Raw genomic sequence first — 14446 nt, forward strand, 5'->3', positions numbered from 1 at the left:
CTACTGTAAATTTAGAAAAACTATGCTTTATACAACATACTTGCAGCACCTAATAGAGCTGCAATTTCATTATCTGTAGAAACAGAAACATTAATTTCAATTCCTGATTCTTTTATTCTTTTATTGAAAGCATCCAAGAAAAATTCACTGGCATTTGCAATTTTTCCGCCAATAATAAATCGGTCTGCGCCAAATTTTTTCAGCCAAGGAATTACTACTTCTGCTAAATCTTCTCCCATTTCTACAAAAACTTTTTTTGCGATTTCGTCACCGTTTAAAGCAAGATTATAGAGTTCTAACCCGTTGTTTATTGTTTTTCCTGCCAACGTTTTGTAATTGGCCAAAAGCCCTCGTGCAGAAACATAATCTTCAGCCATTCCGTCTTTAAATGCCAAATTGTAAATTTCGCCATCGGCAGGAACAAATTCACCTGTTGAAACCGAAATTCCTTTATCAATAAAACAAGCTCCAAGTCCGGTACCAAGCGTCACTGCCATCACTTTTTTAGAAAGATTTTCACCATCTTTAAAAACTTCTCCTTTTCCAAAACAAACAGCGTCATTTTCAAAAAGAATAGGAAATTCGCTTGAAAGATTTAAAGTTCCCTGAAATAAATAACGCACGTTAAGTCCGTAAAAATGCTCGTATTTTGACTGGTCTTTTATCCAGCAAAGTCCGTTAGTGTAGTCAAATGGCCCAGGCATGCAGATTGTAAGTCCTTTTATTGCTTCAACTTTTGAATTTTTAACCGAAGTTCGAATTACTTTTTCCCAAATAGACATAACCTCTTTTACAGGCAAATTGGAGTTAAACGTTTCTTTATGCAGCGAAAAATCAATTACTTTCATGCTTGCAAGATCAATAATTGCAGCGGTAATATGTGTTCCTCCTATGTCAATTCCAACGGCATATTCTATATTCATTCTTTTGTATTTTGAACCATTTTGAGAGTAAATAATCTGTAATGGTATATTTTTTATTTTTATTTTAGATGTTCTTGTCTTTTAAAATCTGCGGATAGTGAATGCTGGTATGCACAATCATTTCACCAAAAAGTGTATTGGCCCATGCAAACCATTTTCGGGTAAATTTTGCAACATCGTCTTTATGAAAAGATTCGTGCATGAAACCAGTATCTGCATTGGTTTTAATCAAATTGCTTATACAGGCTTTTATCTCATTTTCATCAACACTTGTAATGGCTCTCAACACAATACTCATTGGCCAAATCGTATCGGCTCCGGTGTGGGGTCCTCCAATTCCTTCACCTGCTTTTCCTTTGTAGAAAAATGGATTATTTTCTGAAAGAACCACTTTACGCGTATTCAAATAAAGCGGACTGTCTGGCGCAATTGCTCCTAAATATGGAAGTGATAATAAAGAAGGAACATTTGCATCATCCATCATATGAAAACTGCCATATCCGTTTACTTCAAAAGCAATTATTTTTCCAAATTTTGGATGCTCAATAATTCCGTTTTCTTCTAATCCTTTTTGAACCTGAGCTCTTAATTCAGTAGCTTTGGCAACTAAATCTTTGTCTAATAAAGCTGGCAACGAGAAAATTTCGATTAAATAACCCAAAACTTCAATCGCAAACATATTGCTCGGAATCAAATAACCAAATAAAGTGCTGTCATCGCTCGGTCTAAAAGTCGAAACGATTAATCCGCAAGGTTTTACAGGATAACCGTAACCGCTCAACGGAACGCCATCTGTGGCCCAAGCTGTTTCTCTTTGAAAACTGTAAGGTCCTTTTCCGTTAAAGCGTTGTTGTTCTTTAAATGTCTGCAATACTAAAAGCATCGCTTCTTTCCATTTATTGTCAAATAAACTTATGTCTCCTGTTGCTGCCCAGTAGCCGTGCGCGAGCCTAATTGGGTAACACAAACTGTCAATTTCCCATTTACGTTCGTGAATTCCAGGCTGCATTTTAGTCATATCATTTTTCCATTCGCTTATCTTGGTAAAATCTTTATAAAAAGCATTCGCATACGGGTCAAGCAGAATACACTTCATCTGGCGGTTGATAACACCTTTTACTAATTCAGCCAGTTTTTTATCTTCTTTTACAAACGGAATATACGGCCAGATCTGCGCTGTACTATCACGAAGCCACATTGCATCAATATCACCAGTAATTACATAGGTATCTGGTTTTCCGTCGATAATTTCAAAATCGACTGTAGTGTCTAAAGTATTTGGAAAACAATTTTCAAACAGCCAAGCCAATTCTGGATTTGCAATTTGCTTTTTGATTCGGACAATTGCCGCTTCAATGGCTGGACTGGTAAATTTTCTTTCTTTTAAAGGAGGCCTTTTGCTGATAAAATCTTTAAGAGCAAAATTAAAACTGTCTGATTTCATTGCAAAAACATCAGTTTGAAGTGCTAATAATCCTGCTGAAAAAATGCCTGTATTTTTTATAAATTTTCTACGTGACTGCATACTATTATTTTGAAGTTGAGTAAGAATATGGAAAAGCGTCTTTAGAAGTTCCTCTTTGCAAATTAGGCTCTGCCGACATATCGAAATTTAATTCACCGCCTTTTAAAACTTCAAAATGATTGATGAAATTTTTTGAATATGAAGCGTTGTTCCATTTTAAATCCTTTACATATTTATTGGTTTCCGAATTTTTTGAAGCGTTGATAATAAGCTGTTTTCCGTTTTCTAGATTCAAAGTCAGCTTTTTAAACAATGGCGCGCCCAAAACATATTCGTCTGTTGCTGGACAAACCGGATAAAATCCCATCGCAGAGAAAATATACCAAGCCGAAGTCTGCCCGTTGTCTTCATCGCCACAATAACCGTCAGGAGTTGGTTTGTATAAACGATTCATCACTTCTCTTGACCAATATTGTGTTTTCCACGGTTCGCCTGCATAATTGTACAAATAAATCATATGCTGAATTGGCTGATTTCCGTGCGCATATTGTCCCATATTCATGATCTGCATTTCGCGAATTTCATGAATAACAGCGCCATAATAACTGTCGTCAAAAATTGGAGGCGTTGTAAAAACGGCATCTAATTTTTCAGTAAATTTTTTCTGGCCACCCATTAAATCAATCAAACCTTGAATATCATGAAAAACACTCCAGCTGTAATGCAATGCATTTCCTTCTGTAAAAGCATCTCCCCATTTAAACGGATTAAAATTCGCAGGGAAACTTCCGTCTTTATTACGACCGCTCATCCAGCCAATTGACGGATTATAGAGATTTTTGTAATTCAGCATTCGTTTTTCGAATAAACTGATTTCTTTCTTCGGGCGATTTAAGGCTTTCGCCAATTTCCAAATCGCAAAATCATCGTAGGCATATTCTAAAGTCCTAGCCGCATTCTCGTTAATTTTTACATCATAAGGAACGTAACCAAGTGTATTGTAATAAGAAACTCCTTTTCTTCCAACAGCTTCTAATGGACCTTCATTATTTGCTCCGTGAAGTAAAGCTTCATACAACGTATTGATATCATAACCACGTAATCCTTTAATGTAAGCCTCAGAAACTACAGAAGCCGAATTATTCCCAACCATTACATTTCTAAATCCAGGACTTGACCATTCTGGTAAAAACCCGCCTTCTTTATAATCGTTGATCAAACCTTCCTGCATTTCTTTATTTATTGAAGGATAAACCAAATTCAATAGCGGATATAACGCTCGGAAAGTATCCCAAAAACCAGTTCCCGCATACATATATCCTGGCAAAACATTCCCATTATACGGACTGTAATGTACAATTTCTCCTTTGGCGTTTATTTCATATTGTTTTTGAGGAAAACAAGCTGCACGGTACAAACAGGAATAAAATGTCTGTAATTGTTCTTCGTTACTGCTTTCTGCTGTCAATTTACCTAAAACTTTATTCCATTCTTTTTTAGAAGCCGCAACTGTTTCATTAAAAGAAGCATTTCCTAATTCTTTTAAATTAAGTGCAGCCTGTTCTGGACTTATAAAAGAGGAAGCCACTTTTACATTGACAATTTCTCCTTTTTTAGTTTTAAAACTTACAACTGCTCCTGCGTGATTATCCTGCAATTCTAATTTTTCTTTTTGCAAGCCTGCATCGTTCCAAGTCGAATTTGATGCAAAAGGTTTATCGAAAACTAAAACAAAATAATTTTTAAAATTAGTTGGAACACCTCCGCTGTTACGCGTTGTATAACCAATAATTTTGTTTTCTGAAGGAATAATTTTTATGTATGAACCTTTATCAAAAGCATCAATTACAATCGAAGACTGCTCATTTTCTGGAAATGTAATTTGAAAATGTGCCGCTCTTTCTGTTGCTGTAATTTCTGTCTTTACATCATAATCAGCCAAATAAACGCTGTAATAATATGGTTTTGAGACTTCTGCTTTATGACTGAACCAGCTTGCTCTATCCGCTTCCGCGAAAGCCAATTTACCCGTTACGGGCATAATCGAAAACTGTCCGTAATCGTTCATCCAAGGCGATGGCTGATGCGTTTGTTTAAACCCTCTAATTTTCTCGGCCGTATAAATATAGGCCCATCCATCACCCATTTTTCCGGTTTGCGGCGTCCAGAAATTCATTCCCCAAGGTCTGCAGATTGCTGGATAAGTATTTCCGTTAGATAGACTGTGCAACGATTGTGTTCCCATTAACGGATTTACATATTCTGCTGGATCTAATGGTTTAACCTGTGCATTTGCGGCAACAAAACAATGCATCAATCCTAAAAAAATTAAACTCTTTATTTTCATAATTATATTTTATATGCTTTAAGCTTTAGGCAATACGCTTTAAGCTAAAAACTGTGACTCAAGAATAAGTGATTCTATACCTGCAAGATCTCAAAACCTTGTCTGAAAACTGTAACTGAAAACTGAAAACGCTCTAAAGAGGTCTATCCGATTTCTTTACTCCAAAAGTTGCAGATGGTTTGCTCCCCATAAACAATTTCAATTCTCCTCCTTTTACAATCATATCTTGTGTGATATACGATTTTGTATAAGGTTTTCCATTGTATTCTGCTTTTTGAATATAGATATTAGTTGCGCTGTTATCAATTGCTTTTATTGAAAATGAAATTCCGGCTTTATGATGAATTACTGCCGAATTTACAAACGGACTTCCTAAAACGTAAACTCCATTTGCAGGATTAACCGAATAAAATCCCATTGAAGATAAAACATACCAAGCCGACATTTGTCCTAAATCTTCATTACCGCACAATCCGTCTGGTTTTGTTGAGTAGAATTTATCGTCGATTTCACGAATTAATTTTGCCGTTTTCCATGGCTGTCCAGCAAATGCATACAAGTACGGAATATGATGATTTGGTTCATTTCCTTGCGCATATTGACCGATTAAACCGCTAATATCTGGAGAAATTTCTTCCCCTTCTACTTTATCTGTAATTAGAAAAAGTGAATCTAATTTAGCCAAAAATTTGCTTTCGCTTCCAAATAATTCAATTAAACCATAAGGATCTTGTGGCACTAGCCACGTATATTGCCACGCATTTCCTTCGACATAATCATCTTTACGGTGCGCCGATGAAAGCGGATTAAATGGTGTTCTCCAATTTCCGTCAGTCAATTTACCGCGCATAAACTGTGTTTCTTTATCAAAATAAAGTTTGTACAAATTGGCTCTTTTTATAAAGTAATTATAATCTTCAGTCTTATTTAAAGATTTTGCCACTTGTGCAATGCAATAATCATCAATAGCATATTCTAAAGCATTCCCGACAGTTTCCAGCATTTTATCCGCAGGAATATATTCTAATTTTTGAACATAATCCATTCCGTCACGTGTTTGCATGGCTGTTTTTTTCATTGCTTCGTAGGCCAAAGCCACATCATAATCGCGATATCCTTTTAAGTAGGCGTCCGCAATTACAGCGATCGAATGATTTCCGTTCATTGTATTGGTTTCATTGCCCATTAAATGCCAAACCGGTAATCTTCCTTGTTGCTGGTAAATTGCCAAAAATGATTTTACAATATCATTAATTTTATCTGGCTGCGTAATAGTATATAAAGGATGAAGTCCGCGGTAAGTATCCCAAAGTGAGAAAGTCGTGTAATTTGTAAAATTTGCTTTTTCGTACACTTTTTTATCTGTTCCTCTATAATCTCCATTGACATCATTAAAAATTGAAGGCGCAAACATGGTGTGATACAAAGAAGTATAAAAAACTTTCATTGTTTTATCATTTCCAGTAATCTGGATTTTATTTAGCTCTTTGTTCCATTTTGAAGCAGCTGTTTTAACCGTTTGATCAAAATCCCAATTCGGAATCTCGGCTTTTATATTCGCGGAAGCATTCTCATAACTTACTGGCGAAATTCCAACCTTTACCAAAACCTGTTTGTTTTTTAAAGTTGCAAAATCGATAACTGCCTTCATTTTCAAACCTTCGCCTTCATTTCCATTTACAGCAGTTTTATCATCGTATAGAGCCAAATTCGAAATTGGTTCAGAAAATTCGATTGTAAAGTAAACGCGCTGATCTGCCGCCCAGCCAGCTGAAAAACGATAACCAGCAAGTGTAGTTTCATTTATCTTTTTGATAAATGTTTTTACTGGTTTATCCCATCCAATTCCGTCAGCAAGATCTAATAAAACGTGATTATCATTGGCAGCATTAAAAGTGTATTTATGAAACCCCACTCTTTCACTGGCGGTTAGTTCGGCTTTGATTTTATACTTATCCAATAAAACACTGTAGTATCCTGGTTTGCTTACTTCATTTTCATGAGAAAAATAAGAACCATAACCATTTACCATATCTTCTTTTGTCCCTTTAAACAAAGGCACTTTTCCTGAAACTGGAAGCAACAGTATATCGTTTAAATCGCCAATTCCCGTACCGCTCAAATGCGTATGCGTAAAGCCTAAAACAGTGTTGCTTGCATAATTATAACCACTGCACCAATCCCAGCCTTCAAATATATTTACAGGACCTAATTGAATGGCTCCAAAAGGAACATTCGCCCCAACAAAAACGTGACCGTGGCCTGCTGATCCAATCAACGGATTTACATACTTTGTGTAATCTACATTATTTTGGTTTGCTTTGTTTTTCTGCGCATCAACAGGATTTGCAAAAAACAAGTTTAAAGCGAAAATACCGCTAAAAGCTATTTTGGTATATTTTGTAAACATATATTCTTTTTATTATGACTTGCGTAATTGCCCACTGATGAAGCGGATTAAACTGATTTACGCCGATATTTTTTTATTTTAGAACTTTAAAACTTTGAGGAGACGCACTGCTGTGCGCCTCTACAGAAAATCTTTGTCACTTTGTCACTTTGTCTCTTTGTCTCTTTGTCTCTTTGTCTCTTTCTCAAAAAAACTTAGAATCTTAGTAACTTAGAACCTTAGTATCTTTGTAAAACCTCATAAAGCGAATAAACTTTCAAAACTGGTTTCTCAATTTTGCCTTCAAACGTGATTATTTTTTCTTCTCCTGGTTTTAAATCGAAATAATTATCGCTCCATTTTCCTGTATAGCCTTTTATGGAAACATTTACATATTTAGCTAACTTCGATGCTTTTAAAACTACTTCATTTCCTTTTATTTCCCAAGTAATTTTTGGGTCTTCCAATTTTAAATCAATCGGACGTGTTAAATCTATTTCTGGTGTTTTATCATCTCTGTAGGCTTCTTTCATGGCGTACCAAGCGGCTTTTGGCTGACGGTCATAATAATCGGTCACGCTCCAGCTTGCTACCGGCCAGCAATCATTAAGCTGCCAAACCAAAGTTCCCATATTATAAGGCACTTTTGAACGATGAATTCCGATAATATTTTTCAGAGAATAATATTGCAGACATTGTGTGAGATAGGTATAATCCTCAACATTCATCTTTTTTATTTTGGTTGAATCGATGAAATAGCGGTTCAAATACGAATCTAATTTCATGAATCCTTTACCCGCTTTTTGATGCGCTTCTAAAATATCGGAATATAAATATCGGTCTTCCGGCAACGTAATTCTTTCCATTGAAGAATAATTTGGCATTGCCTGCATTCCGTATTCACTCACAAAACGGCCTGTTTTTTTCTGAACCGCTTCTACATCTTCTAATCCCCACCAAGTTCCCCAATAGTGGCTGTCGCCTTCTGTTAGACTTTCAGGTCTTGACCAGTGAAATCGTGGCGAAGAACTAATATACGGACGTTTATTGTCTACCTCTTTCACCCATTTTGGAATACTGTCTTGAAACAAGCGAACATAATCTTTCCATAAACGAGTCGAATCTTGTTTAGACATATTCATGCTTTTTTGCCAGCCCCAGTTTTTAAAAGCTTCATCGGCTTCGTTGTTGCCACACCATAAAACAATACTCTTATGATGGCGAAGGCGTTTTACCTGATATTGCACTTCTTTTTTTACATTGTCAAAAAAAGCGTCATCTCCCGGCACCATTGTTCCGGCGAACATAAAATCCTGCCAAACGTAAATTCCGTTTTTATCACATAAATCATAAAAATAATCATCTTCATAAATACCACCACCCCAAACACGAAGCATGTTCATATTGGCATCTTTTGCCATACCAATTACTTTTTCGTATTCCTTTTTAGTTACTCGCGAAAGAAAAGCATCTGACGGAATATAATTTGCCCCTTTCATGTAAACCGGCTTTCCATCAATTTTAAAAAAGAAAGTTTTTCCAAGATTATCCGGCTGTTGTACTAATTCAATTTTACGATCCAAAATATACGGTTTCTCGGGCGTTTTTTTATCATAAACTTCTAAACGCGGTGTTTTCCAAATACCACAAGTAGTGAATTTTGGTCCCCAATCCCAGCCAAAATGATATTGCGCTTTACGCACATAAGCACGAGGATTATCTGGAATTACAAAAGGAAGGTCTTTTTTTGCCAAAGAATCAACTACATTTTGTGCCGATTTGAAAACGATAACCAAATCATTATTTCCAGATTTCAAAAGTTTTTTGACATCAACCCGCCACTGACGAAACATATTATCTGCTTTCAAAACTTCTTTATTATTCAGATAAACAGTTGCGTATGTATCTAGTCCATCAAAAACTAATTCGGCATTTTTCTTTTTTAATATCGTTGAAGTTACTTGAAAAGTGGTTTTGTATTCCCAATCTTTTTTCTCAATCCAAACCAGTTTTTTTTCATTGTCTCTGTAAAATGGATCTGGAATTGTTTTATTATTCAACAAATCAGTATGGACTTCACCGGGAACTGTCGCCGGAAACCATTTTGCAGTTTTTGTTTCACGGAATTGCCAACCCGTTTTTATATCTATATTTTGAGCATATGCGGCAGATAAAAAACTTGCCGCAAAAATGCTCAAAAACCAATAAACTCTCTTTAAATGTTTCATTTTAACTGAATACTAAATTATTATCGACTCCAATTGATCGCCGGCAGAGTGAGAAGTGCAATTGACCGCAATTGCGCTTCTCTTTTAGGTTTGCATTTTAGAATAAAAGTAACTAACAAAATATCCAGAAATAATTTCCCTTTTTACGGCTGCCAAGCTTTGATTTATTTTAGATTGTAGATTTCTGATTTTTAGATTCATCTTTCTTAAAAAATCATTATCATCCTATTATATTCTTTTGAAAATAATCTCATCTTTTTCAGCATACGCATTGTATCGTCTGCGAAAAAAATGATTTTGAAAACTGGCGAATAAATGGCTGACAAAACTCTTCTAATTTAATGAAAATCAAAATAGAAATAAAAAATAAGCCGGGAGGTACAGGTATTCCTACCCGGCTTAATTCAACTAACTAACCAATATTTAAAAACTTATTGCTTATCCCACCAAATTCTGGTTGTCATTAAATCCAACCCTTGGCGCGAAATTGCTTCTTTATAATTTGCAGCGTTTGTAATTAATTCTGACTGATCATAAATTAATCTTCTCGGAATTGTTCCTTTAGTTTCTCCAGCAGGATCATTTACAGGAACTAAAACTGGATATCCAGTTCTTCTGTATTCAGAAAATGCTTCAAAACCATTAAATAACAATACAATCCATTTTTGAGTAATAATCTGCTCAATTTTTTGTGCCTCAGTTCCGGCAGCTTTAAACGGATTTGCCGTTATATAAGTGTTGTATTCAGCAAGTGAAACAGCAGGTACTTTGTCTCCAAAAATCACTAAAACTTCCATCGCAGCTCTAACACCGTCTTCGTATAATTTTTGTGCTGTTCCGCCAACATTCCATCCTTTTACTGCTGCTTCTGCCAAGATAAATTTAACTTCGGCATATGACATAATTAAAGTTGGAGCGTCTAAACGCAATACTGTAGAAGTATTTGGATCTGAAAACAGTTTTTTGTCTCCTCCAGGAAATTCCTTTGCATCATTTGCAAGACCTTGCTGGCTTGCAGGATTATTGTTTCCTGTCGCTTCTAGTTTTGCATAAATACGTAAACGAGGATCATTTGTGTTTTTCAATAAATCAATAAAGGTTTTGCTGTATTTTGTATTTGCATCTCCTCCGTTCAAATCATTTCTAACCCAAGATGACGTAATTGGATTTGTTTTAACTCCCTGTGGTCCTGCATCATGTTTCAAAACAAGACTATCATCATTTGAAGTAAAAACACCTTTTGCAACTGCTTTTTCAACATATTGTTTTGCTTTTGCAGGGTTAACTTTAGACAAACGCATTGCTACTCTTAACATTAAAGAATTAGCAAGTTTTTTCCATTTTGCAACATCACTTTGGTAGTACAAATCGGCGTTGCCTACAAATGCTTTATTTGCATCTAAAGCATCTCCAGCTTCGTCTAATTCTTTCAAAAGGTCATTGTAGATCGCTTCTTGTGTGTCATATTTTGGGGCAAAAATATTTCCGTTATATCCTTTTCCTGCTTCGAAATAAGGAATCTCACCATAAGTATCTGTCAATTTTTGGAACAAGAAAACTTTCATGATTCGGCATGCCTGAATTGCATTTGTGTTTTCTGGAGCATCTTTAATAACCGACATCAATTGAAAAATTTGATTCAGTCCTTTTCCATATGATTCACCAAAAAGAGAACCCGAATATTCAGAAGAATAGGTGTATTTTGAACCCGGTCCTCCTAATGAAGAAAAGTGTTGCACGATTTGAGCCGCGTATGCATTGTTTCCTCTAGTGTTTGAATAATCCTGACCATCAACATAAATTTCAGCAAGTGTGAACATTGATTTTACAGCCGGATCAGTCAAAGCATTTGGATTCGTATTCATTTCTTCGAATCCTTTGTCGCAGCCTGTTAATGTCATTGCACTAACAATTGCGATACAAAATATTTTTATATATCTATTTTTCATCTTTCAATTTTTATGATTAGAATTTGACATTAAGCGTTAAGCCATAATTTCTTGTCAAAGGCATAGAAGCTCTTTCAAGACCTTGAGCATTACTGTTAGAATAGTTAGACTCAGGATCGATGTTAGGCACTTTGTCATAAATAGTCCATAAGTTATGAGCAGAAAATGCTAAACTGATAGATTGAAATGGTGTTTTTTGCAAATATGCTTTTGGGAAATTGTAAGCAAAAGAAATCGCTCTAAGCTTAACAAAGTCAGCATCGTAAACAAAATTTGACGTTACATCACTGTAGCTTCTCCAGTAATCGTAAGCCGAAACTGTTGTGTTTACAGCATTTCCATTCACATCTTTACCAGATACTGCAATTCCGCTTTCACGTCCTGGAAGCGTGATTTCTGATAATCCGTAACGTGTTCCTAACTGATTTGTAGCCGAATAGATTTCGCCTCCAAATTTAGCATCAACAAAAACTGAAAGTGTAAAGTTTTTATAAGAGAAATCATTTGAAAGTCCCATTGAAGTTGGTGCAACACCTTGACCCGCAATGATTAGATTTCCTCTCATGAATTTTCCATTTGTATCAAGAACAATGTTTCCGCTAGCATCTCTTAAATAATCATACGCTTTGATTACACCAAAAGGTTGTCCTTTTTCTAAAACTACAGAAGCTCTAGAGTCTCTGTTTCCTTCTAATGATTTTGTTGTAATCTTATCAGAAAGACTAACTACCTCACTGTCATTGTACGCAAAATTATATCCAATGCTCCAAGAGAAACTTGGTGTTTTAATTGCTTTTACATTCGCAGCAAATTCCACCCCTTTATTTAGGATTTCTCCAACGTTGATTTTAGTTGTTCTGTAACCAGAGGCTTGAGAAATATCAGCATCAGCAATATCGTTTGTTGTTCTTTTTTGGTAAAAAGTCAAATCTGTACTTAATCTGTTATTGAAGAACGTATTTTCAAAACCAAATTCGATTGTACTAACATTATAAGGTTTCAAAAATTTATTTGGAACTGTTTCTCCATTAACACCTAAAATTGGTTGTCCTTGAGAATCTGTCTGTCCGTCTGGCGCAGTGTAAGTTAATGACAGTGCATAAGCATCTGGCAAAGCTCCACCTACGTTACCCCAGCCTGCTCTGAATTTTCCGTATGACATCCATTCTGGCAAATCAATAACTTCAGAATAAATAAAACTTGAACTTACAGATGGGTAAAAAGTACTGTTGTTTGATGGATCTAAAGTTGAAAACCAATCTTCACGACCTGTTAAACTAACATATAAGAAATCTTTATATCCAATATCTGCCGAATAAAACAACGAGTTTACTTCACTTTCAGAAAACAATTTTTCTGTTTTATCAGGTTGTGTATTTCCGTAGAAATATTTGAACGGAACAATAAAATTATTTCCTTTCATTTTAATACCGCTGTATCTATTGTGTTGACGGTTTGCTCCAATGAAAGCATCTAAAGAAAGATTTTTTGCAATATCGCCTTTGTATCCTAAATAACCAGAAGCATTGTACTCTGTACGGCCTTCTACTCTGTTTTCATAAGATCCACCAGGATTATAGTTTATTCCAGTAGGCTCGATTTCAGTATATTCGTAATTAATATCATCAATACCAATAACACCTTTAGCATAAATTTTTTCTGTAATGTTATAATTTACTTTTGCAGAACCAATGAAACGTTTTCTAAGATCATCATTTAAAGGCTCTTGAGTTGCAAAATATGGATTTGTATGATACGTGTTTGCACCAAAATAGTCTGCCTCGCCTCCATTTTCGTCATAACCATTACTTAGCCATCTGATGTCTGTTCCTGGCGTAAGGAAAGTGGTTGGGAACGAAGGATTTCTAGGAGAATCATTCAAATACGGTCTGTTATGACTTTTCTCTGTAATATACTGAGCGTTAGTCTCTACACTAATTTTTGCATTTGGAGCCGAATTTAAGCTTAATGCCACGTTGTTTCTTGCGAAATTTGTTCCCGGCATAATAGACTCATCTTTAGTATTTCCGAAAGATAATCTGAAATTAGTCGTTTCATTTCCTCCAGAAACTGCTAATGTATTGCTGAAAGAATATCCGTTTCTGTAGAAATTTTCAACATTATCTTTTCCATATGCTTGGTAAGGTCTTGTTTTTCCGTCAAGCGAAAGAGAAGGCGTTCCGTCATATTTATCTCCCCATGCAAAATAGTAAGAATCTCTAAGTTCCTGTAAATCGCTGAATCTTGTTGCAACACCATTTACAGGTGCTCCAGCTCCGTATTGATCTTGCCAGTTCAAAAGGCTTGCTGGTGTGTTGAAAGTCGAATTTGTACTGAAATCTACTCCTAAGCCAGTTCCGTTTTTACCTTTTTTTGTCGTAATCAAGATAACACCATTTGATCCTCTGTACCCATAAAGTGCAGAAGCGGCACTACCTTTTAATACTGACATAGAAGCGATATCGTCTGGATTGAAAGATGACATACCATCACCTTTATCAGCTCCACCCCACATATTCGCATTTCCTTGTTGGCTGTTATCAATTGGAATACCATCTACAACATACAAAGGCTGATTTAATCCAGAAGCAGAAGTTGCTCCACGAATTACTACACGGCTTGATCCAGACGGACCTGTAACTGGTGCAGAAACGTTAACCCCAGCAATTTTTCCCTGAAGCGCATTTCCTAAATTAATTTCTTTGTTTTTTGTAAGCTCGTCACCTTTCAGTTCTCCAACTGCGTAACCCAAACTTTTCTTTTGTTTTTTAACTCCAAACGAAGTCACGACAACATCTTTTAACTCTTGTGCATTTTCGATTAATACAACCGAAATTTTGTTTTCGTTTTCCTGAAGTACCACTGATTTTGATACAAAACCTATAGAAGATACATTAAGCGTAACTTTACCTTCTGGAACATTCATTTTAAATCTCCCTTCAGCATCAGTAACTGCGCTAAATGGTTTTCCTTGAACCTCAATGGATGCAGCAACAATTCCCTTGTTCTCTGCATCATTAACTATGCCTGTTATTAATCGGTTTTGTGCTACAGCTCCAAGACTGCTTAACAATACCATTGCTAACACTGCTAAAATTCGTTTCATAAGCATTTTTTTTGGTTATTTGTTTTGATTTTTGTTTGT

7 protein-coding genes are annotated in these 14446 nt (G+C 35.7%); all 7 read right to left on the reverse strand.

All coding sequences use genetic code 11. The annotated features are described in order from the left end of the window. Window positions 1-20 precede the first annotated feature (20 nt). The 7 genes from EV145_RS14450 to EV145_RS14480 all read right to left on the reverse strand — a co-directional run bounded on the left by EV145_RS14450 (window position 21) and on the right by EV145_RS14480 (window position 14407). Window positions 21-923: an ROK family protein gene (locus EV145_RS14450; protein WP_133525910.1), complete on the reverse strand. Its 903-nt coding sequence runs from the start codon at window positions 921-923 to the stop codon at window positions 21-23. A 64-nt stretch (window positions 924-987) separates the two neighbouring features. Further along, entirely contained in the window at window positions 988-2448 is a 1461-nt protein-coding gene (locus tag EV145_RS14455; RefSeq protein ID WP_133525911.1) for a glycoside hydrolase family 125 protein, read from the reverse strand. Between the two features lie 4 nt (window positions 2449-2452). Further along, entirely contained in the window at window positions 2453-4735 is a 2283-nt protein-coding gene (locus EV145_RS14460) for a GH92 family glycosyl hydrolase (protein ID WP_133525912.1), read from the reverse strand. A gap of 133 nt (window positions 4736-4868) precedes the next feature. Further along, window positions 4869-7145 (reverse strand): GH92 family glycosyl hydrolase, encoded by a 2277-nt coding sequence (locus tag EV145_RS14465; protein ID WP_133525913.1) that lies wholly within the window; start codon window positions 7143-7145, stop codon window positions 4869-4871. Between the two features lie 218 nt (window positions 7146-7363). Next, window positions 7364-9352 (reverse strand): beta-mannosidase, encoded by a 1989-nt coding sequence (locus EV145_RS14470; RefSeq protein WP_133525914.1) that lies wholly within the window; start codon window positions 9350-9352, stop codon window positions 7364-7366. Between the two features lie 431 nt (window positions 9353-9783). Continuing rightward, complete coding sequence (locus EV145_RS14475; protein WP_133525915.1) at window positions 9784-11301, reverse strand: SusD/RagB family nutrient-binding outer membrane lipoprotein; 1518 nt, start codon at window positions 11299-11301, stop codon at window positions 9784-9786. A 16-nt stretch (window positions 11302-11317) separates the two neighbouring features. Next, window positions 11318-14407, reverse strand: a complete 3090-nt coding sequence (locus EV145_RS14480) for a SusC/RagA family TonB-linked outer membrane protein (protein ID WP_243739267.1) — start codon at window positions 14405-14407, stop codon at window positions 11318-11320. Window positions 14408-14446 lie beyond the last annotated feature (39 nt).

The sequence above is a fragment of the Flavobacterium sp. 245 genome (genome assembly GCF_004362055.1).
Classification (GTDB): domain Bacteria; phylum Bacteroidota; class Bacteroidia; order Flavobacteriales; family Flavobacteriaceae; genus Flavobacterium.